Below are 22,169 nucleotides of genomic sequence, written 5' to 3'. Positions count from 1 at the left end.
TAAAAAAGTCAAGCAAAAAATCGAAAAATATGCTATAATAAGAACCAAAGTTAAACAGAACTTAAGGGATCGACCCTAAGTTCTAAACTTAAAAGAATTTATTAAGCTTATATATTATATCATAACTTAAAGCCTTTAGGTTAAAATTAGGACTTACGAGTGCTAATACTTGAGACTGGTAAGTCCCAATTGGTTCTCAAGTTGAGGCTGTGAGTGAGACCCTTCGGGTCGATCTCACACAAAAAGCCTCAACGAAAGAGAACAAAAATCAGAACCTCAAAAAGAACTTAACTTCAAGTTTCAATTAGGTTCTTATCTTCTAGTTCGGCCCCTATTGTCTAAAATTCTTTAGACCATAATCTTGGTTAATTTAGCTACCACTAGAAGTTAACATTGTTCTTTCACAAATTTGGCATTAACCGCCCCATTCACTGGGGAATGCCCTCAATCGGGCACCCCAGTGGGCGGTTAAGCCAGAACCAATTAGGACTTACGGGTGCTAATTCTATATAAGTAAAAACGTCACACAATATTAGTGTAAAAATCTTTCTAAAAAGTATTGTAAAGTTAAATCTTCAGTTATATAATGTAACTGTCACTTTTTCATCTAGTTACTCCTTATTAAAAAGAGTTTAGAGTTAAAGGTGTTAATTGTTTATTTTTTGTTATCGCTATCCCTTTCTTCTACTTTTTAGCTATAACAACAAAGGAACATAATACTAGTTTATTTAATGGTTTCTTCTTGTTTGTTTTATATAAATCATTAATTAAATTTAGGAGCACCCATGAGTGACACTATTCTAATCGTGACTGGTACTGCTGCAGAACCAGCTGTTGAGATCCAAAGCCAAGGAAATTCTTTCAATCAGAATACAAAAAGCTTCAGATTTAGAATTGCTTTAAACTTTAATATCCCAGATGATGGGCAGTGGAGCCAAATCACGGAATGGTACGATTGTGTAGTATGGAATGCGTCAAGTAACGACGAAGCTGTACTACGTTCAATCTCAAAAGGTTCACAAGTCACTGTAGTTGGAAGCTGGACTAAGTCGAAATATATTGACAATAGTGGCAACCCTCAAATTAGCAATAAGTTGAGAGTGCAAAGTATCCAGCTAAACTATAAGCCGAAAGAACTAAGAGAGGGAACGGTAAACCCAAATCCACAGCAAGGATTTAATCAAGGTTATAATAACGCTGGTAATGGTGGTTTTAACCAAAACCAAAACCAAAATCAAGGCCAAAATCAGTACCAAAATCAGAACCAGCAATACCAATCGAACCAGCAACAAAACTCACAGCAACGTGGTTTTGGAGCAAATGCTAATAACAACAACAGTAACTATAACAACCAATCCCCACCGGGCTTCGCCCGAAATCAGCAACAGGGGAATGGAAATAATGCCCAATATACAGGCACAAATAATTCTCAAGCCCCGCAACAAAACCAAAACAATGGTAACGTTGCACAAGAGAATATCCCCTTTTAATCAAGGGAATGTCCTTAAAAATTAGTAATTATTAGAAGTCAAAATAAAAACGTCCGGAAATTGAGTACCTTGGGGTATTCTGTCCGGACGTTTTTTTTACACCTGTTTTTGCACACGCAGAAATTAGCATAACATATTAGCCCAAAATGCAATTAGACCTAATTCTTGACTTCCCCGTAAGTGTCAACGCTATGTATAAGACTATTATACGTGGTAAATTCACCCAAAGGGCACACTCTAAGCGTTACCGTGAGTATAGAGCTCTAACTATACCTGTGGTTAAACGTGCTATTAGAGAACAAGCATGGAAAAAAGCGCCAGAAACCGTTGCACTCACTCTCCATGTAACAGAATATTGCCCTGATAGACGTCGTAGAGATATAGATAACGTAATAAAACCTATTATGGATATCTTAACCGAAGCTGGTGTTTATGACGATGATAGTCAAATTAAGCGTTTAGAGGTATCTAAAATCAACGCAGACGATCAAGATGATAAATCACTCAGGGGGAAAGTAAAAGTTCTTATAAAGGCATTATAAACGCAGAATAATATGACAGATTTTTCAAAACTAGTACAAATATATCGTCAATCAGAATTTCATGAAGATGGCTATATTGCTGACTTTTTTACTACGTCTATTGAGGATATCAATTTTTACACGATTTAACAGATGAGCAGCTAAAAGCAATTAAAACCTTAAGTACGTGGCTAGATGACACTAGTATGAGTATTGAGGATAAACGCATGAAACTAGCAGCTGCATTAATCAAAAATAGCACTTTCCCGCATAAGACCACAATCCTAGATTTTCTAATCAATATTCCACAAATCTAAACTAATAATACCTTGAACGAACAAACAGAAATCAAGCAAGAACTCCTAACCCGTCGCTTGCTACGCATTGCTTATCGCTTAGATAGGCTGGAGAACACTCTTGTGAAAATGCAGTTGCTGCAACGCAACACACAATTACTCATAGAGAGACTATTAAAAGATAAACGTGCAGTTAGAAAAGAATTACAAGTACTAACTGAACTAATTCTTAATGACCCTAAAAGTGAAAAATAAACACTTTAATTTAGCCCTACTCACGATAATCATACTTATGACCTATATTGTGTTGAAAGGGACTTACTTAGAAGATGGCACTTACCTAGGCAGATATCTGCCCTAAAAAACGCTTGGCACTATGCAGTTAATCACAAATAACATGTAACGGTCACAAAGATGGCATTTGATCATGAAAAGACCAAGCTAGTAATTAATAACCTCACGGATCTGTTGAACCTATTTGTCAACCTACAGTCTATTAAATGGTCTTTAATCGGCGTAGCATTTGCGCTCTTTAAATTCAAAAAAGACGGTAGAGTAGGAGTTTTCCACTTTTGGTATGAGTTGGCTTTGGTCTTTTTCATTGTGTATCTTGGAGCACCAGTCGCAATAATAAACGGAGTTCCGGAAAGCTACTTGCCGATTATGGCAGCTGTAATCGGATACGCAGGTGTCAATAACGTTGTGAAAATATTTACACAATTTATCAACCTGTGGATTAACTACCTAATCAGCAAGTACGATCCAAACAAAAAGAAAAAGATTGCCGATAAATTACCGAGTAAAGACGAGGAGGATAAATGACTAGCAGGGATTTAGCCCTTATTACTGCTATGGAGCACGTTAAACGTTTCGAGGGCTTAAAATTAAAGCCGTACCTTGATCCTGTGGGAATTCAGACCATTGGGTACGGCATTACTGACAAAGAAGTGCTAAGAAAATATAAGGACGGTATGGACGAGCAAGTAGCTTCTAACTTACTGTTTCTGGAGCTCAATAAATTCGCAAGGTTAATCGAACCACTCATATTAACTCCACTGGGTGCAAACCAAAAAGCAGCCCTTTACTCTTTTGTTTATAACGTTGGCTTAGGTAATTTCAAGCAATCCACATTGCTAAAACTTATCAACCAGAATAAGTTAGATTTAGCTGCCAAGGAATTTGACAGATGGGTCTACGCCAAGGGACAAAAGCTACCTGGTCTTGTAAATCGACGCAAGGCTGAACGTGAACTATTTGAGCTTGCTTAAGGAAACCTATGATTGTGGCATGGCTTGCTGGACTTTTCCGTACCGGAAAAAATAACCCTACTTTACTTTTACTAATTGTCTTCGTAGTTTATTTCTTTATCACACAGTACCAGAGTAGATTGCAAGATAAGCGCATTATTAGTTTAGCTGAACAGAATATAACCTACGTTCAAAGACTAGAAGCTGAGCAGCTAGAAGCTAAGGAAATGCGCACTAAAATCTACGACATGCAACAAGAGTTGCATAAATTAACTGTATATAAAAATACGCTTACCAAGGATTACCAATCCAAGCTATTAATGATAAGTAATGAACTACAGAATTCTACTTGCGCTAACGTCACTCTTCCCGATAATCTGGTTAAGTGGCTGCAGCTCAACCCAGACGCTAACAAAACCGCAAGTAATAACAAGTAACCTCACAGCACAATACGTCGAGTTACTTCCTGCGGAGTTGTTACAACCGTGCATAGTGCCAACCTTTGCTGGTAACACTTGGGGCGATCTTTATAAATACACTGTTGACTTGCAATACGTGTTCAGGACGTGCGCCGTAACGCACAACGCCCTAGTGGACCTTTTAAATAAGGAGCGAGCACGACTTTTCCAATTACACACACAATCCAATACTCACAATGGAAAATAAGAAAAAGATGTATAAAAAAGCGCCTATCCCCTTTCCAGGACAAAAGCGCAATTTTATAAACGAAGTTATAGCTTTCCTGACGAGTGCGATTAAAAATGAAACTGGAGCCGGATACGTCATTTTAGACGTATTTGGCGGCTCTGGTCTTTTATCGCATGTAGCTAAAAGCACCTTTCCTCAAGCTAGAGTAGTGTTTAATGACTACGATAATGCAAGGGAAAGTATTAATCGGTTACCAGTTGCAATTAAGAACTGGGAAGTAATTAATACTATCTGTTGCAAATATTACACTACCGATTACTTAAAAAAGATCAAACGTGGAGATCGTATTCTAAGAAACGCCAGTTTAGCTAACGAAATTCGCGATTGGATTACTAATACTCCGTATTTAGAACTTCATATACCATTCATCAACCTGTGGCTATGCTTTGGTGGTACTACAGCTTCCAATAAGGAAGAATTGTTAAAGAATTTAAAGGGTGAAAGCGTATGCTTTAACTTACCTTTGAAACCGCCGGAGAACGTAGGAAATACCTACTTAGACGGGCTTGAGATTGTATGCTTAGACTTTAAGCCTTTGCTTGACAGTTATGCTAACGTTGAGAATGTTATCTATATCCTAGATCCACCTTATCTCTTTACTACACCTAATAAGCACAAGTTATCGCACAAGCAATCGTTTTCTATCCCAGACTATATTGAATTGCTAATGAGATTAAAAGCCCCATATATGCTCATGAGTTCGGACGAAAGCGAAAGTAATACCTTGATGGATTTATTAGCGCTAAACCAATGCCCGAACTGGAAATCCCTAATTAATTACACAGTCGTCGAACGTGAAAAGGGAGCTGGTGGCAAGATGAAGAGAAAAGAATATATTTACACTAAATTTGTATGAACCAAAGACCACCTGTAGTTAACCAAGAAAAAGTATGGCACAAAGCACCCATCGTCTTTCAAGGTCAAAAGCGGTTTTTTATCAAGGAAACCTTGGACTTTTTGCGTAAAGTTATTTCCAACGATGGGGAGGGGTATACAATTATCGATTTGTTCGGAGGAAGTGGCTTACTAGCCCATAACGCCAAGCGTGCCTTTCCTCAAGCAAGGGTAATCTTTAACGATTACGATAACGTTACAGATCGTATAAAAAAGCTGTCCATTGCGATTGACAACTGGCACGCAATAGAAGCTATTAGAAGCAGCTATGAGGCTAATTTACCAGCTAAGCTAAAGCGAGATCAATCAGTTAAGGATAAGCGGCTAATTGAGCCTGTTCTTGCATATATTGAGAACACACCAGCAGCATACCTTAGCTTAAGTCACCTTAGCTCGTGGTTATGCTTTAGTGCCAAAATTAGTGTAACTAAAGAAGATTTAATTAAACGTATTAAAAGTGGTATATTCTGGCGCTTCCCGCTATCGCCCCCGCCGTTGGCTGATGATTACTTGGACGGCTTAGAGATTACTTGCAAGGATTTTCGTGAGCTCTTAGATGAGTTTGAGCAGCAACCAAATTTAGTCCTGCTTTGTGATCCGCCATACTTATGGACGAGTAGTGATGGATATAAAGAGCCTAACCGTTTCGGGATTACAGATTTCCTTGAGTTAATGCTTAAAGTGAAGCCACCTTTCCTCATGTTTGAAACGGCTAAGAGCCAAGTGATGGCTGTAGCACGTTGTTTCGTGCAATACAGATTGCAAAATTGGCAATCGTGGGTTGACTGCCATACTTTTGCTAAATCAGCAAATACGTCTGGCTACGATAAGCGTACGGAGACCGTTATCTACAATATTAGTGGAAGTAATAATGACAGATAAGCTAAGAGCATATAACCGTGCTCCAGTGCCTTTTAAAGGGCAGAAAAAGAACTTTTTAGCCGAGCTGGATACTTTCCTCAATTTAGCCATTGGGGGGGGGTGGCATGACGGAAGTGGTTATACCATAATCGACCTGTTTGGTGGGTCTGGATTGCTTGCTCATCGTGCTAAACGAAGATACCCCAATGCGCGTGTAATTTACAACGACTTCGATAATTATGCCAAGCAAATCGAGGATATCCCTAAGGCGGTTAACCATTGGCATGCCTTACGTTCCATTGCTGATCGTCAAGAAGCTAGGACAGGTAAACCGTTGTACCGCGGGCACGATGTGTTCGTAAAAGTAGAAGATCCGGTGACACGGCAGGAAATATTAGATTACGTTAAGAGCTTAGATGAAAGCGAGCTTAATATTAAGTATTTAACGCTGTGGTTAGTATGGAGTGTTTGTGATATTCAGAGTAAGGAAGAGTTGGTTAATTCAATCAGTACTAACTGCTATTGGCAAGTACCACTCAAAGCCCCCAGTGTTAGTAACGATTACTTGATCGGCTTAGAAAGAGTAAGCATGGATTACCGAGAAATTCTCCACTCATATTATGCGCAAGACAAAGTTATCTATTTAATAGATCCTCCATACGTGGGGACTTACGCAGATATGTACAAACAGAGCTTTAAAGCAGCCGACCATATTGAGCTATTACTCAAGATTAAACCGCCTTATTTGCTCTTTAATTGCGATAAGGGTGACTTGTTACGAACGCTGGATACTATTGTCAATAACAGATTAGGTAATTGGCAAAGCTATGTTGACACGCGGATCATGACAAAGGATCAAAACTCAAGCACACGTAGTCATCGCAATGAAATTCTTGTTTACAAGTTATAGGAAATTATGCAATCAACAATTAAATGTTTACAAGCTCTAATTTCATGATGCCAAGAAACGAAAGTATTGTTTACAAGCTTTAAAAAAATAGGGGTGGGGTGTTTACGCATATGCAAGTAAAACATGTGCTTGATATAGCTAATCAACAATATATTATTACCTTACCTAGCATATGGGCACCATATACTACCCTGTTAATTGACTGTTAAAAACAGTTACTAATCTATATTAACCATTGTTAATATTTGTTAAATATACTCACACATATCACACCATTCACAAAAACGTGTTAATAGCACCAATCAAGTGATAGCTCTCACAAAGTATCATTTGTTAGTTTTACCCTTTGATATAGCTCTTCAGCTATATATAACTAAAGTTGCTCAATCTGGACCAACTTCAAGCACTTTCTAGCCAACGACCCACATCAATGTATAGGGGTATGCCTATATACCCACCCCTATCTCAAGCGTAAAAATATTTCGTAAATTATTGATTATCAATGCTTTATTGCTTATTTTAGCCAAAAATAGATAGGCGCATGACTATTTTTAGGTTCTTTCCAAAAGTGGCGGTAAAGGGCAGGTCCGCGCACTTTTTGTGGCCTTTTTCCGGAATTTTTTTGGATTTTGTTGTTGGATTAGACGTAAAAATGGCATTTTTTGAGAAAAAACGCGAAAAAAGTTAGTTTTTTTAGGGTCGAAAATGGCTTTCAAACGGGATCAAATGGCAGGAAAGTAACACTAAAATGTGACCCTGTAACTTTTTAAAGTGTGATTTTAACAGTATCTTCACAAGCAAATATTAACAATATTTTGAGTACAAACTAGTGGGGGAGGAGCATGGGAAAGCATGCAGTGCCAGCACCAGCAACAGTAAGCATTGAAAAGGAGCTACCCCATATCCATGTCAAGACCGTGGCAAATGCTCTCAAGGTTGACTATCGTACTATTGCTTCTCACTTACAAAATATTGCTGGTATTGAAATTGAAAAGAATATTTTTGCGTTACGGGATCTGTTCTTATGGTTCGAAGAATATGCTGCCACAAAGGACAATAGGAAGTCGGCGAACAAGGTTAAGAAGAATAATGCTATCGACTTGGACAACTATGACCCGAGCAAATATGACAGTAAAGCTTTGCAGTTGTATGGTGAGGTGCATATGTCCGATCCAATGTTCTATAACGCATTGCAAGATGGTGCACTCAAGCAAATCAAACTATACGTTGGCTTACAGAAGCTAGTGAATATTGATGACACCAACCGCATGTTGTTCAACGTGTTAAGTACAGTAGCAACTAAACTTAGGGCCATTCCTACACTAGCTAAAAAGAAAGGACTTGGAGCTAAGGAAGTAGATGTGCTCGAAGATTTGCTTACCGATTACCAGAACGATATATACGCCACGTTAAAGGAAACGTTACAACGTATAAAACTACTGGAAGATGAACGGGTGAGCATTTCGCGTATGATGGATGGACTTGGGGTAGATATTTACGCAACAGCACCTTATCCAGTGACAGTTGTCAAGGAGAATGGAAAAGATGACGAAGAAGATTGATGACGAGCTGGATAACGTATTTGAGTGGGATAACAGTATAGATAACCAAATTAAAGAAGAGAAAAGAAGTGACAAGCAATTAGACAGTCTGGCTAAAAAAGCGCAAGCGGATTTCATTGGTAAGCCTGGCAATAGGATCGACCTAGACGATTACTTGCCGTTACCTACACTGTACGATTTGTTCAATTCTTCCATAGAAGTACTGAAACCGCCACCTAGAGAGCCTGTAAGCACTACTTTGCAACGTATATTGCGCGTTCAACAGCAAAATGCTGCAAGCATTCCATTTCGTTTGGACACGGAAGCGGCATATATGCGAGAAGCTGTGGACTTACTTAATAGCAGGGATTACGATGAAATCGTGTTTATGGGGTGCGCCCGTACGGGGAAAACTCAAGCCCTTGTTGTTGGCTTCGCTGCTTATGCGATGTATACGGCACGAGATATCATGGTACTTCTAATGGACAATCAGAAAGCCAATGAATGGGCGAAAAAAGAGTTTAGACCGGCTGTACGTTTAAGTGAAACCTTGTCAGATATGCTCACCGGTCGCGAGGAAGATACCAATATTTTGACTTACCGCTTTAAGCGAGGAAATTGGTTGCTAATACGTAACCCAACCGTTAGTAACTTAGCTTCCACAACCGTACAATATGTGGCAATTACTGATTACGATCGCTGGGATACAGACGTAGGTGGAGAGGGATCTGGTTGGATACTTGCAAAAACCCGTACTACTACCTACTCATTTGACGGTATGGCTCTGGTAGAGAGTTCTCCAGGATATGAGGTAATCAATACTAATCAAGTTTTAGAACCTCACGATAGCTTCGAGTGCGAGGGCATAGCTAGCCTGTATAACTTAGGTGACCGTCGTTGCTTTTACTTTCACTGTTTAAACTGTAAAGAATGGTTTTGGGCAACACCAGATACGATTTACTGGGATAAAGACCTACCTACAATTGACGCACAAGCTAAGAGCTCACGTGTAATGTGCCCGCATTGTAAGCACAAGCATACGGATCAGGAAAGGCTATTACATCTTATCCCAAATGGAAAGTGGCTTAAGAAGGGGCAGAAGATTGATAAGGAAGGTAATATTACCGGAGAGGGGCTAGAAACCCGTACAGCGTCGTTTTGGCTAAGAGCACCTGCTTGTGGTTACAACCCCTTACACAAAATCGTGGAGTCGTACTTAAAAGCACTGGAAACGTATAGACGCACTGGAGCGGATAAAGAGTTACAAGCAGTAATCAATACTACGTTCGGCGACCCATACGTAAGTGAGAGCAACCTAGATTTAGATTTCCTAATTAAATCCAAAGCGGAAGCTAAGTCGGTATTGCCGTTGGGAGTTGCACCAGAAGATACAGTGCTATGCATGGCTTCGGTGGACGTGCAGAACGGTATTGGTTCACACTTTGTCGTACAGATTTTTGCTATTACTAGAGATAAGCGCATACACTTGGTTGACCGTTTCTCCATTACTGAATGGCGTGGCGAAAGCGTAGTACCGAGTGTTAGCCCAAGCCATTGGGAAGCTCTTGAACACCTAGTGATGGATTACCGCCTTAAGATAGATAAGCACGAGGAAGTATTGCTACGACCTCATATTGTCCTTTGCGATAGTGGTGGGGAAGGTGATACGACACAGAATGCTTATAAGTTCTATCAGACAATGGTACAACGTGGCAAAGGTAAGAGAATATTCTTGGTAAAAGGGGTTTCAACGGCGTTCAGCAAGGTCGCAGAGTACTCTAAATCAACGAATAAGAACACCTATGCCTATAAGATGGGTATTCCACTATTTAAGATTGATGTATCCATTTTCAAGGGCTGGTTCTTCAATATGCTAGCCAGACCGGCAACAGATCCGTTTAGTATCTCTTTCAACGACGGGTTACCACAGGAAGTCTTTAGAGAATTAGCCAGTGAAACTAAGAATGCGAAAGGTGTTTACGTCAAGAAGAATGAGTACGCCAATAACGAAGCTTTGGATTTATTTGTGTACGCTTTAGCTTATATCAACTATTTCAAGGTGGATAACTTGTTGGATAAGGCAAATCCACCAGATTGGCTAAGACTTTCGTATGAGGGAAATGCCAATGCTATCAATGCCACAAACGATCAGTTAGTAAGTGAGCAACAACCACTAAGCAAGGAGGAAACCCAAGGAGCTAAGGTGGTTAAATCGGTTAAAAACTTAAAGGCTTCTTTTATTAAGAGCGGGATGTAAACAATGGAAGATATAGAGAATTTAACAGTTGAACAATTTGCCATTGAGCGTGAAAAGAACCGTTTCCTAATCATGGTTAAAGCCCATAAACGCATGGCTGAACGGGTGTTTGCGTTAGCTGATCTGTACGGTGAGACAAAGCCAGATAAGGTTGCCCAAATGGAAGCAGCATTTGCACTCTTTGATACGGCTTTCAGCGCCATCGTTGAGCGTTTTGGCAAGGGAAACGTGCACTCCATGAGCGAGGAGGGTAACAGTTTAGAGTTCACTAGCATTGAAAGTATCCAAAGAACTTATGATACTGCTTACGCTAACCTTAGCCGTGCTGTTAAGGAAGTGAGTGGAGAGCTTGACGCTAATCGTAAAGGTAGGTTTATTCCACTAAGTAAAACTGTTCATCTTAAGGGGTAATATGGGCTTATTTAGTGCTTTAAAAAAGATTTTTAAAACAGGTGGCGAAAATTTTACAAAACCAGTACCAAATGCAAGGAGCTACGAGCGCCTGACCCCAGAATTGCGGGAAGAACTACTACGAAACTCACCGGCATACCATGATTTAAAAGGGCGAAAACGTGTGATCTCTGACTTGCATAAGGCAATCGAAAGGTCGGATTACTATAGTCCTAAGTATGACATGCTGGACATTAACGTAACTATGGCTAGCGAGGGACAACAGTTAATGCAAATTAGCCGTAACCTTGCCGCAAATAATGCCATAGCCAAGGCTATTCTCCATCAATTTAAAGGTATGCTGGTAGGGAAAAACGGTTACGGGCTACAACCTATCCCTCTTAAAGATTATCAACAAGTTGATAGAGATTTAGCGGTAAAACTAGACTTTGCATGGAACAAGTTTTGCGAGCAACCGGTCCTAAATAATCATGGCCTTAACTACACTGGTTTTCTAAACCTGCTTGTAGAATGTTGGTTACGCGATGGTGACTGTTTTGTGCAAATAGTGCGCGATTACAAGACCAAGAAAATGCAGCTAAAGATGTGGTTAGCGGATAAGTTGCCATATAGCAGTGTTTATTTGGATACGATTGCGCCAATCGAATTGGACGACAATGATGCACCCTTATACTATAACTTCGTCACTAACAGCGATCTCTTTCATAGTGCAAGAGTTACGCGAGTGCCAGCGCAAGATATTATCCAGTTGGCTGAAAGAAGAGAACCTGGACAATTGCGTGGTGTACCTGTGTATGCTAGCGTTGTTCCCCACATAGCGCAACTGGAAAGCTATCGTTACTATGAATTAGCTAGTAGTGCTATTAATGCACAGATTTTCGCTGAACTAAACCAAACTGACCCAGCATTGGCTTCGGAAGACGTGGATATTGACTTACGTAGTTTAGGAGACCAGATTAATTACTTCAAAGTGCCAAACGGCTACGAATATAAGGTATATCCGGCACAAAATAGAACTAACCCTAACTATGATAACTTCTACAAAGCGCAAATCCGTACGATTGCCAGTGGTGTGGGACTTGATAGTGAGAGTATATCCAATCACTTCGAAAGCTCTTACTCTGCGGCACGACAATCGATGATATATGCAAGTGCGCGTTCTGCGGACAAAATGAATAGCTTAGTACAGGCGAATAAGCTTATCTATCGCCATTTTGTGCAGTTTTTCTTTGAAATTAACCCAGAGTTAGATATACAGGATTACTTAGATCCATTTAACGTGACGATTACTACTCCACAAATGAAGAGTATTAACCCTGCGGATGAAGCAAATGCAACAGTTACCCTAATCAACAATGGTCTGTTGACGCGTCAGCAAGCAGCTAATGAGCAAGGGTACGATATCTTCGAGAATTACGACTACATTGCGTCAGAACGACAATATATGGAAGAACGTGGTCTGGGGGATCTCTTTACTACAAGTTACGGTATTTTGTCAAGTAGTTCGTCAAATGGGGAGAATATCGAAGAAAAAGAGGAAGATGAGGAGCTGGAAGAGTGATTAATAAGGGATTATTCTTTGAGGATAACACGCTGGTTCTTTGCGGTATTGTAGGTTTGGATTTTACGGCTGAACAGGTAGAGGAAAAATTACAAAGCATTGCAGACCCTAATGCCGATTTAACCGTGATTTTATCCAGTCCTGGCGGCTTTATTGATGACGGCTTTGCCATTTATGACTTGTTTAATCAGTATAAGGGCACTGTAACCGTTAGGGTAGGTTACCAAGCCTCAAGCATTGCTTCAGTGTTGGCATTGGGTGCTGATAGGTTAATTATGAGTAGCACCGCCAGTATGATTATACATAGTTGTAACGTTGATCCCATGACCCTTGGTGATGGCAATGTAACAGCAAAGCAAGTTCGAGAGTTATCCGATCTAATGGCACACGTAAATACTCGCATTTTCAATGCGTATCAAGAAGTTATTAGAAGTAAGTGTGACAATCCGGAGATTTTATTAAAACTTTTCCGCAACTACGTGGAAGATGGTGCAGATCACCCAATTGACGCGCAGTTCTTATTAGATTGTGGTATGTGTGATGGTATTGAGAGTTCTAAAAACTTCTATAACAGCACTGTAATTTCTAATTTAGGTGTGGATTTACCTAAGCTTGAAACTCAAGCTTATGCTAACGCCAGTCAATTTATGTCGCAAGCTGGAGTTAGTGTATTGTGTGCTCTTTATAGCAATTTTAACCAAGCGAAAGCGGTTGCTAAAGAGGGCGTTATTAGTGGCATTAACAGGGGAATTATGAGTAAAGAATTGGAACGTATCTTACAAGCACTTGACGAAGAAGAAAAAGAGAAAGAAAAGAAAGAAGCCAAGGCTAAGGACGATAAGGAGAAAGACGATGAAGAAGTAGAGGATAACGAGGAAGAAGAGGAAAAAAAAGAGAAAGACACCGAAGAGAAAGAAAAAGAAGACGAAGAGCAAGAAGCCTCGGACGAAGAGGACGAAGAAGATAAGAAAACGCAAGCAATGCGTATTGCTGAATACGCGATTAGAGCTGAACGAAAACGAGTGGCGCAAATTAAGCAAATCTTCGGACGTTACAGCAACCGTAAGGACGCACAGCACGAAATGTCATTGCTAATGAACGAGTGCATTGATAAGGGCATTAGCATCCCACAAGTAAAATCGCGAATTCTTGATCTGTTGGATCATTTAGAGCAAGAGAAAATCAACCATCACACAGAGAGCGTAAACCGAGGTAAATCTTTAATGACGAGTAAATTAAATGCTTTAGATATTGCCAAAGCATATCTTTTCAACCAATACACGCTTCAAGGCGAGTGTAAGCGCGAATTATTTGAGAAATACAATACTTTACCGCAGTTTTCACCTGAGGTTGAAGCTGTAGTACAACAAGCAAGTAACGAGGCATTTAAGGGGCGCGATGGTGCTGACGTATTTACGACTTTACTTGCACAGCATAACTATGACGTGGTTAGTGGTCGTAAGGGTTTATCAGCGCTTTCAACGTCGGATTTTGAGCAAATTAGCCAATACATCCTAACTCTAATCCTTGACACAGGTCGACGCTATGTGCTTGACGAGGTTTTCCAATTAGTCACCCCACGTTCGGTGTCAACGTTTGACGAGACTAAGGTTTATTGGAACGACGCTCCAGCTGGCAAATTTGACGAGGTGTCAGAGGGCGCAAGTACGCCAATGATTGCTGGTGCTTATAAAGAAGTTAATACCAAATTAAAACACTTTAAACAAGGTATCCAGTTCACGTTTGAAAGCCTAAATAAGGGTGAGCCGTCACTCTATTTCATGCAGTTAGATAATCTGGCACGTAATGCGCTAAATACTTTCCGCGTGGCTATTTTAGAGACAATTACGGCTAAAGCGCAATCAGATGGTACGAAGATTTCTGGTGAAAAAGCGATTAACCTTGACACACTAGCAAAAGTAGTAGCTAAGTACGATAGTTTCAAGGACGCATTAGGTACACCGTACAACGTTAAACCGGAGTATGGCTTATTCCCAGCTAATTTACGCTTACTAATCAATTCTTTCTATGAGAACCAATACAAACCAGGCGCTACTAACTTAGAGGTTAACCCGCTATTTAAGTACGTTAAACCGGTATTTGACGCAGGCTTAGGTGACTTTTCAGTCAAAGCAGGTGGAAGTGCGAATGACTTCTACTATATCCCTGCCGGATTAGTGCAGCTGTACACGTTCGGAAACGGCTTTACTTTAAACGCCGAAGTGCAGGTTGATGAGGAGAAAAACCGTACTCTACGCACACGTCTGGACTTCGTAGTATTTATCCCACGTCCAGAGGAGATTGTGGTATTTGAAACTAAAGCAGTTAAGTAACAGCAACTAAATTAACTCATAGGAGAATTTAACAATATGGCTCATAAGATCCTAGATGGCAATACTCTAGTTTGGAAAGCAAACCGCGATGTAAAAAATGGAGAATTAGTAGTATTTGATGGAGCACAGTGTTTCGCTGGAGTAGCAGAAACTGACGCACGTAATGGAGAGTTAGTTACGATTAACTTAACTGGTGTTTACGAAGTGCAACTTGACAATGTGCAAGGAAACGCTTCGACTATTGGTGCAGCACTTTATAAAGATAGTAGTAATTATTCTTTTGATCGTACTCAAGTAGACCAAACAAATCACATCATTATCGGACATTTATGGGAAGTCCCACCAGCCAATAACCCAGAAAATAGATACAAAATCAGACTGGGAGCATTGATCTCTCATTATTACAAATAATAATCATGCCTTAATTTGCATTTTAAAGCCCTTTTTAAGCGTTTTAATGCTTAGGGTATAGAAATACTAAGGGAAGCGAAAAAAAGTGGCTCTATTTGAAAAATTAGCTAGTAAATGCGGCTATCACGATTTGCTTCAGTCTTACTTCTGGTCTGACGTTGTCATAAACGGTGTAACGGTTAAGGCATGCGTTAGAAGCTATAGTGAAAGCGCTCCGTTTAAAGATGACTTTATGTTATCTGGCGTAAGAACTGAGCGCTTACGTCTTAAATGCTTAGAACGCAATCTAACCGAAGCTGGCATTAACTTGGATAACTTACGCAACGATCAAGGTACTATTTCCTACAGCATGCAATATGAGGGTGACGTAGGCACTTATACTCTGTTGCAATTTCAATTGCTAAAACCATACGTATACTTGATCTTTGAGAGGGTTTAGCATGGCAAAGAACTATCAGGTTTTCCGTGATATGCGGGTATTTAAGGGGCAGGTTAATGCTCTTTCAAAAATCATGGAAAAGGCTACAGCAGATAATTTTAGAGCAGCTAAGCGCGAAACTCTACTTTACTCTGCTGGGACGGTAGGTGCTGCTTTGAAATACGCATTAAAGGTCAAAACTGTTAGCTTGGTAGCGGCTGTTCCTAATGTGGGATCTAAGAAGTACGGTGCTGTAAATAATCCAGCCAGAAAGTTCTCCATTGTTAAAAGTGCCGAGTTTGTCGGGGATAATCAAATCGTGGGCAAAATTGATCCAACTTTACCGGTTTTCGGTAATAGTGGTTCAAAAATTAAATATAACACCAATTATCAGGGTAGCTATAGCTTGCAAGTGCAACAGGATCTGGGATTTGGCATTGTTGAGGAGTTTACCTTTGATAAAGCCTTTCCAGTTATACCTGCTGGAAAAGTAGCAAAAGGTGCAAAACTATCACCTACACAACGAGTGGAGGAAGCTAAATACTTCTTCGTGTACAATCCAAAGAACTACGAGGGTTCAACGACATTCTTGCAATCATTACGTCGTAAAAGATCTTCCAATCCTAAGAGCTTACCAGTAGTAATAAATATTCAGAAGCAATTAGGGAAGATTTTTAGCAACGGCGTTTTCAGTACGAACGAAGAATATGGAGTTGGCAGTAAACGTCGTCATGAAAAGAATGCAAGGTTAATTGCTACTTGGATAGGCATGCTAAGCAAGGATAAGAGGAAATAATATGCTGTTGATGGATATTTTTAGAGATTACATGCGCCACGTGGCTAAATCCTACAGTGTTGAACTGGAAGATTTGGGCATTAAGGTAGAGACTGTCGGGGATTTTCGGTTAAATAGTGTTGTAAACCCTGAAAGTGCGCAATTCTTGCTTAGTTATCGCTTGTTGCACGTAGAAGCGGCACTAAATACTACCTTATCGGAAACACGTAGCGCTAAGTTTACCTGTGCGTTTAAATTTGCTAGCAGGAAACAAGGAAGTGACGGTAATCTTCCATTATACGTAGAAAAACTCTTGCAAGTAATGCGCTTTCCAGTGGAGGTAATTATCGACGATCCAGAAGAGATTGCAGATATCAAGCGGATCACTGGGATCGACGTTACAGGGAAAGTTTTTACAATCAAAATGGCAAGTAATTTCGAAGTAGGTGCTGAAGAGACCGTGAGCGCTTATGAACAAATGGTGCTATCAGCCGAATACTTAGTGAGCGAACAAACAATTATCTAAAGAAAGGACAATACTATGGCAGTGACTACTGTACAAGATAAACGAGGAAGTACCTATTATCTAGCCAATGGTTCGAAGCTATCTATCCAGAAAGAGCTTACCTCCGGTTATCAGCTAGATAAGGTCAACTATTCTACTTTTACTCTAACCCTAAAAACAGGTGTAACCAGTGAGTTTCCGTTAGGATCAGTAATCAAAGTCGAGAATGCAAATGCTGATTTAAACGGATACTGGGTGATTAATCAAGTAGCTAACGGTGGTAAAGAGCTAGTAGTAGCAAATACCAAGCAGCGCGACGAGTTTACGCGTGAAAATGCTACAGAGGATCGCTTTACTAAGGCAACGGTTAAGTTTGTGGTATTTACCGATACACACGACTCCCTGAAAGAGTTCTCAACGCCGGATATTACTTACGAAACGGTTGACGTTACTGCAACTGTGGACGCTTCTCCGCAAACAGTGCAAGGACAGGTGACATTTGGGGAAATTACCTTAACAGGTTATAACGCACCTGACAAAGAACAAAACATTGCACTAGAGCGTGCAAGACGTGCTAAAGAACCATTTGTACTACGCCATGCTGTAGGCGATATCGTAGAGTACTACGTGGGTAAAGTAACCAAAAAAGCGGGCACAAAAGTGGGTAATGACGCTTCAGTGCTTGATCTTGAATATACCATTGCGGTTGACGACGCAGATATTATCTTAACTAATACGCGAGTATAAAACAGATGACACAAAAACAAAACTTTCTATCATTAATTGGACGTAACGTACGTCATAGCACCATTAAAGTGGCAGATGAAGAGTATCCTGTTGATTACGTAACACCAAGCTTTGGTGACATGGCAATCTACGAGGAGCGCAATAAACAAGGCACAACCGAGGGTATGGTTTATCTTCTTGGGAAATGCGTATACGTTGACAATGAGCCATTAGGTGAGGGTCGTGCTAGAACTCTAGTTGAGGAAACCGACTATAGCGTAGCTTTTGCTTTATTTAATTTATTGCTAGCTAATTTAAATGGTTTTGGTGATAAATCTAAAGATTTAAAGAGCTAAGCCCCTACGAAACACTACTTTGTGAGTTATGTTATGACTTGCATTTAACCCCCGATCAGGTGCGCAGTATAGCCTACGAAGACGTTCTACTTTTAGAGCGCTACAGGGCAAAACGCCCCGTCGGGGGTAATTTATTAGAAGCTCTGTTTGGGCAGTTGTACAACCTTATCTATCATGCTAACTTCGACGCTAAGAAGTATAAATACGATCCATTGCATTTCTTACCTTGGCTTAGAGACAGTAAAGATAATCACAAACAAGAATAGGAGCTACAACTACAATGGCGACAAGTTCTGAGTTTAATTTTAAGTTGTCCTTTGACACTGATGACGCGGTTACTGACGCTGGAAAAGCCAAGAAAGCGTTAGATAAGCTGGGAGGATCACTTAAGACTTTAGCCGATAAATCCGACGCAATTAAGGGCTTCGTTGAGAACGTTAAAAATGGCGGTAAGGCTATTTCCGAGTTTAGCCAGAATAATGAGAAAACGCGTGCTTCATTAGAGCAAGTTGGGCAGTATACGGCCGAAGTTGCAAGTAAATTTGCAATTATCTCCACTAGTGTTGACAGTTACAAAGAAAGCATTAGCTTAGCTGTAAAAAATAACACCGAGTTGGCAAATTCTTTCGGGGAAATTGGCAAGGGATTACACGCAAGTATTGAGACGATTAACATTGCTAAAGAACTGGCTAAAGAGCAAGAGAAAATCAATAAAAACAGCAAGAACGCGTTCAAATTTAACGTTACCAAAAGCACGAGAGAGGGCTTACAATCGATTGCTAGCTCTTTTAAGGAAATAGCAGTATCCGGTACTAAGCCTGCGGCGTCTCTCTCAAACGTAGGGGCAGCTTTAGCCACAATTAAAGCAAATATAGGTAGCACTACCAAGGCATTGGCGAGCCTAGGAACTACCCTTAAGGGCTTGGATAGCTTATCCAGCACAATCGACAAAATTGCAAGTAAAGCACCGTTAATTCGCGAAATCGGTCAGTCACTCAAAGTCGTGGGAGATTTAGGGAAAAGACCGGCAAACGTATTATCCGAAGTTGGGCTAGCACTTGTTGGCATAAAAGATCAAGCAATACAGGTTGCTCAAGCCATAACCGCACTGGTGAAATCGCTAAAAAGCATTGAGCAATTAAGCCAAATCCTGCAGAATAGCGCCAATAAAATGACCGCTACCCACGAGCAAATGGAAAAACTCATGCGCCGTGTGGACGATCTTGAGAAGAAGATAAAAGAGCTGGGAGAAAGTGCTGGAAAAGCAGGTGAGGATACCAAAAAATTAGGCGAGAAATCCGGAAAAGCAGGTGATGATATCGGCAAAATGGGCAGACAAGCCGGTAAAGCTACAGAGGAAATAAACGGTTTAACCAATGCTGGGCAAGCTTTACAGGGAATTTATAGCCGTATTATGGGCTTAATTGCCGTAAAAATGAGCTTTAACACGGTTAAGGAAGCAGCTTACGCATATAGTGACTTAATCACTACACTCACGTTGCTAAAAGATCCTGGTGAAAATGCCAAAGATTTACTGGATCAATTGTTCGTAGTGGCAAATAAATCGAAACAGCCAATTGAAGCGACTACGAATGCATATGCTACGCTACGTAAGTCCACGCAAGATCTAAATTTAACGCAACAAGAGTTGCTTGATCTTACTGAGACCATGACGAAATCCTTTGCTATCGGTGGATCTACTGCCGAGGGTGCGAAGAACTCAATGGTACAGTTCTCTCAAGCACTAAGTAAGGGGAAATTGAGCGGTCAGGACTTTAACTCAGTAGCCGAACAAACGCCAGGTTTAGTTGACGCCATTGCCAAGGGTTTAGGCATGACTACAGCTAAGCTAAAAGAGTACGCTAATGATGGAAACCTGACTACTCAGCAAATTGTGTTAGCCCTAAAAAATGCGCAACAAGAAACGGCTGCAACTTACGAGAAAATGGGTGTAAGCGTACGTAATGCTATCACCGATTTACAGAATAAGTTTACAAAATGGGTAGGTGAGCACGACGTGTTCAGTGAGCACATTGCTAAGGCAATCTCGTGGGTAGCTGATAACTTCGATTTACTTGCTAATGCGGCTAAGAATGCACTATACGTTTTTGCTGGATATAAAATGCTTAATCTTGCGCAAACGTTATCTGGAGTAACCGTTTCAACCATTAACCTAAGGGCTGCCTTTGCGAGTACGATGAATGCCGTTAAATCGTTCAATTTATCGGTGGCAAGTACTGCGGTACAGACAAAATTAGCCTCGGTAGGAATGTCAGTACTACGTGCTGGTACAGTTGCATTTAGTGTTACTTGGAAAGCCATGGATGCTCTTGTAAAATCCACGGTAATGGGGCTCATTATTTGGGGTATTACCGAAGCTTTAGCTTTCCTGATCGAAAAAGTAAAACTACTCTGGAATTGGTGGCAACGCTTTAAGGGGAACTTCGGTAACCTAGAACAAGCTACAAAAGGCATGGAAGAATTTAGCGAGCGCATTGACAAAGCTAAAGGAAAGCTAGCCCAAACTGAAACTAGGTTACAAGAAGTCATCAAGAAAATGGAAGCCCTAAAGGCAGCTGGACGCGAAAATACGTGGGAGTTCTCACGCCTATCCAAGGAGTCAGATAAGCTAAGAAACAGTATTGCTAATCAGAACCAAGAAATTGCAAAGCTTACGGCAAATTATGACAAAGCAGCGGCTGCTAAAAAGAAATTTAGTGAAGCTGATAAGGAGAAATCCGGCGATTTCAAGGTGGACATGCCTAAGTTCGAGCAGCCACAGATTAAAGAACCAGTATCTGGTGGAGCGGTACAACAGATTGACCGTTTTAAGGAAAATATGAAGAGCACTGCTGACAGCATTAAACAGGCTAAGGCAGAGTATGAGAAGCTTATCACTACAGGTTCAACTCAATTATCCAATCTGGATCAAGTAAACCTTAAAATCCAGCAAGGAGTAGAGGGTTTCCGCAATCTGTCGGCACAACAAACGGCTGCCTTACGAGAACAAGCGGCTGAGCTAGATCGTGTAACTGCGGCTATTACGGCACAACAGCAAATCCAAGCAAATAACTCACAAATTGAGCGTATGCAGCTAGAACTTCAACTACAAAACGAGGACGCTGCTCTCCGTGAGCAACGCTTATTGCAATTTGACAGGGAAGTTATGCTACGTCAGCAATTGATTGGTTTAGATCAAGAGCAACAGCAACTATTAATAGAAAGCTACGAGCAAATGTGGGAGTTGCAGGATCAAATGTCCGAGCGCAATCAACAGGAAGTAGGTTTATTTCAGCAATGCCTACAGAATGCAATGCCAACTATGGAGCAGTTTAGAAGCACTGTTATAAGCGGTTTTAACGGTGTAGCTGATGGTATTGCAAAAATGGTGGTAACTGGACAAGGATCACTTAAAAAACTCTTAAAGGGCTTTTTACAGAGCATTGCTACCATGCTAATCAAGGCTGCAATTGTTCTTGCATTGCTTACAGCTATGAACGCGATTGTGCCTGGATCAGGAACTGCAGTTGCTACCATGATTAACGCAACAGGATCGGCTTTCAGTGGTGGCGGCGGTGGTGGCGGTGCTGGTGCTTTCGGGGCTGTAGGTAAAGTCTTCGGATTTGCAAGCGGTGGTTATACCGGAAACGTTGCTACCAATAAAGTGGCTGGTGTGGTGCATGGGCAAGAGTACGTTATTAACGCTGGAGCTACTGCGAAATATGGTACGAACTTCCTTGACAAATTAAACAGTCAGCAACTAGATTTAAGCGACAAGGAAACTCTTAATAATCGCAATGGAGGCTTAGCACAAGTAATCAATATCTATAATTACTCAAGCACCCAAGTGTCAACCAAAACCGGAGCGGACGGCTCTTTAGATATCATTATCGAAGAGAAAGTGCGAGCGGAAGTGACCTCACAAATCGCCGAGTGGGAAGCTAATAA

General features: G+C 40.7%; 22 protein-coding genes. All 22 read left to right on the top strand.

Annotated elements, in window-relative coordinates; all coding sequences use genetic code 11:
- Positions 1-785 precede the first annotated feature (785 nt).
- Positions 786-1,490, top strand: coding sequence for a single-stranded DNA-binding protein (locus CKF58_RS06410; RefSeq protein ID WP_119532120.1), 705 nt, complete (start codon positions 786-788; stop codon positions 1,488-1,490).
- Between the two features lie 146 nt (positions 1,491-1,636).
- The gene (locus tag CKF58_RS06405) at positions 1,637-2,032 is read left to right on the top strand and encodes a RusA family crossover junction endodeoxyribonuclease (RefSeq protein WP_119532118.1); all 396 of its coding nucleotides are present in this window, start codon (positions 1,637-1,639) and stop codon (positions 2,030-2,032) included.
- 308 nt (positions 2,033-2,340) lie between these two features.
- The gene (locus CKF58_RS06400; protein ID WP_119532116.1) at positions 2,341-2,562 is read left to right on the top strand and encodes a hypothetical protein; all 222 of its coding nucleotides are present in this window, start codon (positions 2,341-2,343) and stop codon (positions 2,560-2,562) included.
- Between the two features lie 159 nt (positions 2,563-2,721).
- Entirely contained in the window at positions 2,722-3,129 is a 408-nt protein-coding gene (locus CKF58_RS06395) for a hypothetical protein (protein WP_119532114.1), read from the top strand.
- Positions 3,126-3,575, top strand: coding sequence for a lysozyme (locus CKF58_RS06390; protein ID WP_222987747.1), 450 nt, complete (start codon positions 3,126-3,128; stop codon positions 3,573-3,575). The genes CKF58_RS06395 and CKF58_RS06390 overlap by 4 nt, the downstream gene beginning before the upstream one ends.
- Positions 3,576-3,583: 8 nt before the next feature.
- Entirely contained in the window at positions 3,584-3,991 is a 408-nt protein-coding gene (locus tag CKF58_RS06385; RefSeq protein WP_119532112.1) for a hypothetical protein, read from the top strand.
- Complete coding sequence (lysC, locus tag CKF58_RS08725; protein ID WP_425451208.1) at positions 3,885-4,220, top strand: Rz1-like lysis system protein LysC; 336 nt, start codon at positions 3,885-3,887, stop codon at positions 4,218-4,220. The genes CKF58_RS06385 and lysC overlap by 107 nt, the downstream gene beginning before the upstream one ends.
- Complete coding sequence (locus CKF58_RS06380; protein WP_119532110.1) at positions 4,210-5,118, top strand: DNA adenine methylase; 909 nt, start codon at positions 4,210-4,212, stop codon at positions 5,116-5,118. The genes lysC and CKF58_RS06380 overlap by 11 nt, the downstream gene beginning before the upstream one ends.
- A complete protein-coding gene (locus CKF58_RS06375) occupies positions 5,115-6,038 on the top strand; it encodes a DNA adenine methylase (RefSeq protein WP_119532108.1) in 924 nt (307 codons plus the stop codon). Before CKF58_RS06380 ends, CKF58_RS06375 begins: the two co-directional genes overlap by 4 nt.
- Entirely contained in the window at positions 6,028-6,927 is a 900-nt protein-coding gene (locus CKF58_RS06370) for a DNA adenine methylase (RefSeq protein WP_119532106.1), read from the top strand. Before CKF58_RS06375 ends, CKF58_RS06370 begins: the two co-directional genes overlap by 11 nt.
- 842 nt (positions 6,928-7,769) lie before the next feature.
- On the top strand, positions 7,770-8,489 hold the full coding sequence (locus tag CKF58_RS06365) for a hypothetical protein (protein ID WP_119532104.1): 720 nt from the start codon (positions 7,770-7,772) through the stop codon (positions 8,487-8,489).
- Positions 8,473-10,725, top strand: a complete 2,253-nt coding sequence (locus tag CKF58_RS06360) for a terminase gpA endonuclease subunit (protein WP_222987746.1) — start codon at positions 8,473-8,475, stop codon at positions 10,723-10,725. Before CKF58_RS06365 ends, CKF58_RS06360 begins: the two co-directional genes overlap by 17 nt.
- Positions 10,726-10,728: 3 nt before the next feature.
- Complete coding sequence (locus tag CKF58_RS06355; RefSeq protein WP_119532100.1) at positions 10,729-11,136, top strand: hypothetical protein; 408 nt, start codon at positions 10,729-10,731, stop codon at positions 11,134-11,136.
- Between the two features lie 163 nt (positions 11,137-11,299).
- Positions 11,300-12,697: a phage portal protein gene (locus tag CKF58_RS06350; RefSeq protein ID WP_222987745.1), complete on the top strand. Its 1,398-nt coding sequence runs from the start codon at positions 11,300-11,302 to the stop codon at positions 12,695-12,697.
- Positions 12,694-15,030: an ATP-dependent Clp protease proteolytic subunit gene (locus tag CKF58_RS06345; protein ID WP_119532096.1), complete on the top strand. Its 2,337-nt coding sequence runs from the start codon at positions 12,694-12,696 to the stop codon at positions 15,028-15,030. The genes CKF58_RS06350 and CKF58_RS06345 overlap by 4 nt, the downstream gene beginning before the upstream one ends.
- Before the next feature lie 36 nt (positions 15,031-15,066).
- Positions 15,067-15,441 (top strand): DUF2190 family protein, encoded by a 375-nt coding sequence (locus tag CKF58_RS06340; RefSeq protein WP_119532094.1) that lies wholly within the window; start codon positions 15,067-15,069, stop codon positions 15,439-15,441.
- A gap of 85 nt (positions 15,442-15,526) precedes the next feature.
- Positions 15,527-15,880 (top strand): hypothetical protein, encoded by a 354-nt coding sequence (locus CKF58_RS08295; protein WP_147397233.1) that lies wholly within the window; start codon positions 15,527-15,529, stop codon positions 15,878-15,880.
- Position 15,881: 1 nt separating this feature from the next.
- Positions 15,882-16,655 (top strand): hypothetical protein, encoded by a 774-nt coding sequence (locus CKF58_RS06330; protein WP_119532090.1) that lies wholly within the window; start codon positions 15,882-15,884, stop codon positions 16,653-16,655.
- Between the two features lies 1 nt (position 16,656).
- Positions 16,657-17,160, top strand: a complete 504-nt coding sequence (locus tag CKF58_RS06325; protein WP_119532088.1) for a hypothetical protein — start codon at positions 16,657-16,659, stop codon at positions 17,158-17,160.
- A 15-nt stretch (positions 17,161-17,175) separates the two neighbouring features.
- Entirely contained in the window at positions 17,176-17,886 is a 711-nt protein-coding gene (locus CKF58_RS06320) for a hypothetical protein (RefSeq protein WP_119532086.1), read from the top strand.
- Between the two features lie 5 nt (positions 17,887-17,891).
- On the top strand, positions 17,892-18,221 hold the full coding sequence (locus tag CKF58_RS06315; protein WP_119532084.1) for a hypothetical protein: 330 nt from the start codon (positions 17,892-17,894) through the stop codon (positions 18,219-18,221).
- Between the two features lie 280 nt (positions 18,222-18,501).
- Positions 18,502-22,169 (top strand): tape measure protein (locus CKF58_RS06310; protein WP_147397232.1); only part of this gene is annotated, 3,668 nt, incomplete at its 3' end.

The organism is Psittacicella hinzii (assembly GCF_003585935.1).
In the GTDB taxonomy this organism is placed as follows: Bacteria; Pseudomonadota; Gammaproteobacteria; order Enterobacterales; family Psittacicellaceae; genus Psittacicella; species Psittacicella hinzii.
Note: the sequence above shows the minus strand (reverse complement) of the source record. Positions and strands in the feature narration are given on the sequence as shown.

Coding starts and splice junctions, on each gene's coding strand:
- CKF58_RS06410 (WP_119532120.1), top strand. CDS start 786: ATGAGTGACACTATTCTAATCGTGACTGGTACTGCTGCAGAACCAGCT.
- CKF58_RS06405 (WP_119532118.1), top strand. CDS start 1,637: ATGCAATTAGACCTAATTCTTGACTTCCCCGTAAGTGTCAACGCTATG.
- CKF58_RS06395 (WP_119532114.1), top strand. CDS start 2,722: ATGGCATTTGATCATGAAAAGACCAAGCTAGTAATTAATAACCTCACG.
- CKF58_RS06390 (WP_222987747.1), top strand. CDS start 3,126: ATGACTAGCAGGGATTTAGCCCTTATTACTGCTATGGAGCACGTTAAA.
- CKF58_RS06385 (WP_119532112.1), top strand. CDS start 3,584: ATGATTGTGGCATGGCTTGCTGGACTTTTCCGTACCGGAAAAAATAAC.
- lysC (WP_425451208.1), top strand. CDS start 3,885: ATGAACTACAGAATTCTACTTGCGCTAACGTCACTCTTCCCGATAATC.
- CKF58_RS06380 (WP_119532110.1), top strand. CDS start 4,210: ATGGAAAATAAGAAAAAGATGTATAAAAAAGCGCCTATCCCCTTTCCA.
- CKF58_RS06375 (WP_119532108.1), top strand. CDS start 5,115: ATGAACCAAAGACCACCTGTAGTTAACCAAGAAAAAGTATGGCACAAA.
- CKF58_RS06370 (WP_119532106.1), top strand. CDS start 6,028: ATGACAGATAAGCTAAGAGCATATAACCGTGCTCCAGTGCCTTTTAAA.
- CKF58_RS06365 (WP_119532104.1), top strand. CDS start 7,770: ATGGGAAAGCATGCAGTGCCAGCACCAGCAACAGTAAGCATTGAAAAG.
- CKF58_RS06360 (WP_222987746.1), top strand. CDS start 8,473: ATGACGAAGAAGATTGATGACGAGCTGGATAACGTATTTGAGTGGGAT.
- CKF58_RS06355 (WP_119532100.1), top strand. CDS start 10,729: ATGGAAGATATAGAGAATTTAACAGTTGAACAATTTGCCATTGAGCGT.
- CKF58_RS06340 (WP_119532094.1), top strand. CDS start 15,067: ATGGCTCATAAGATCCTAGATGGCAATACTCTAGTTTGGAAAGCAAAC.
- CKF58_RS06330 (WP_119532090.1), top strand. CDS start 15,882: ATGGCAAAGAACTATCAGGTTTTCCGTGATATGCGGGTATTTAAGGGG.
- CKF58_RS06325 (WP_119532088.1), top strand. CDS start 16,657: ATGCTGTTGATGGATATTTTTAGAGATTACATGCGCCACGTGGCTAAA.
- CKF58_RS06320 (WP_119532086.1), top strand. CDS start 17,176: ATGGCAGTGACTACTGTACAAGATAAACGAGGAAGTACCTATTATCTA.
- CKF58_RS06315 (WP_119532084.1), top strand. CDS start 17,892: ATGACACAAAAACAAAACTTTCTATCATTAATTGGACGTAACGTACGT.